At 68.3% G+C, this 1,266-nt stretch carries 3 protein-coding genes; 1 reads left to right on the forward strand and 2 read right to left on the reverse strand.

Features of this window, described 5'->3' with window-relative positions; genetic code table 11:
* The coding region (locus IF188_RS20005; protein WP_191173569.1) for an aquaporin at positions 1–500 on the reverse strand (500 nt) is incomplete at its 3' end.
* Positions 497–847 (reverse strand): ArsR/SmtB family transcription factor, encoded by a 351-nt coding sequence (locus IF188_RS20010; protein WP_191173570.1) that lies wholly within the window; start codon positions 845–847, stop codon positions 497–499. The genes IF188_RS20010 and IF188_RS20005, both read right to left, overlap by 4 nt.
* A gap of 86 nt (positions 848–933) precedes the next feature.
* On the opposite strand from IF188_RS20010, the gene IF188_RS20015 reads away from it, so the two are divergent.
* Positions 934–1,266: FAD-dependent oxidoreductase (locus IF188_RS20015; RefSeq protein WP_191173571.1), on the forward strand; the 333-nt coding region annotated here is incomplete at its 3' end.

The following is a 1,266-nucleotide window of genomic DNA, read 5'->3' on the forward strand; positions in this document are numbered from 1 at the left end:
GTGAAGAAGTACGCCGCACCGATGTACGCGCCCACCGCGGGCGCCGCCAGGTGGGATCGTCCCGTGCGCGCGAGCGCGAAGATCAGGAAGACGAGGCCGGCCGTCGCGACGACTTCCGACAGCAGTCGCGGCCAATCGGCCCGGTCGGTCGTGCTCCAGGCGACCGCAGGCTCCGCGAACATCAGGTTCGCGAGAATCGCGCCGACGAGGCATCCGAGGATCTGCATCGGCAGGTAGACGGCGGCCGTGCTCCACTTCTTCCGGTGCAGCGCGACGTCGACGAGAGTCACCACGGGGTTGAAGTGCGAGCCGGATACCGTGGCGAAGACGAGGATCAGCACGGCGAGCCCGAGGGCAGTCGCGAAGGCGTTCTCGAACAGCTGCAGCCCGACATCGGTGGGGGAGAGCCGTTGTGCGGCGGTCCCGGATCCGATGACGACGGCAGCCAGTCCTGCGCTGCCGAGGAACTCGCCTGCGGCAGCGCGGACGGTGTGTGTCATGAGGCGACGAGCAGCTGCGACACGCGGTCCAGCGCGCCCGGGACGAGCGTGAAGTACGCCCAGGTGCCACGCTTGCTCCGCGTCAGGAACCCCGCATTCGTGAGAATCTTGAGGTGGTGCGACACCGTCGGCTGACTGAGTCCGACGGGCTCGATCAGGTCGCACACGCACGCTTCGGAGTTCTCGGACGCGGCGACGATCGACAGCAGGCGCAGGCGAGCCGGATCGGCCAGGGCCTTCATCGTCCCCGCGAGCTGGTCTGCCTGCTCGGCGGTCAGTGGTTCGCGCACGAGGGGCGTGCAGCACGCGCCGGCGGTGATGTCGGTCACGTCGAGCATCGTGGTCATACATTGAGGTTAGTCGATATTGACAAGCGTCGATAGAGCGATGCAGAATCAGGCATCGAAGTTCATCGATATCACCGGAGGCTGCTGTGACCCTGCTCGACCTGACTCCCCGCGTCGCCGACACAGGCCGCCTGACGGCACTGCCGGTCGCGATCATCGGCGCCGGCCCCATCGGACTGGCGGCCGCGGCCCACCTCGTGGAGCGAGGGATCGACTTCCTGATCTTCGAGGCCGGCGACGAGGTCGCGGCCAGCGTGCGCTCGTGGGGCCACACGCGCCTGTTCTCGCCGTGGAAGCACCTCGTCGACCCGGCATCCCGTCGTCTGTTGGAGCAGCAGGGGTGGGTCCTGCCCGACCCCGAGCGTGCGCCGTCGGGCGCCGAGCTCGTCGAGAAGTACGTCGCTCCGCTCGCCGCGCTG

The organism is Microbacterium helvum (assembly GCF_014779795.1).
Taxonomy (GTDB): Bacteria; Actinomycetota; Actinomycetes; order Actinomycetales; family Microbacteriaceae; genus Microbacterium; species Microbacterium helvum.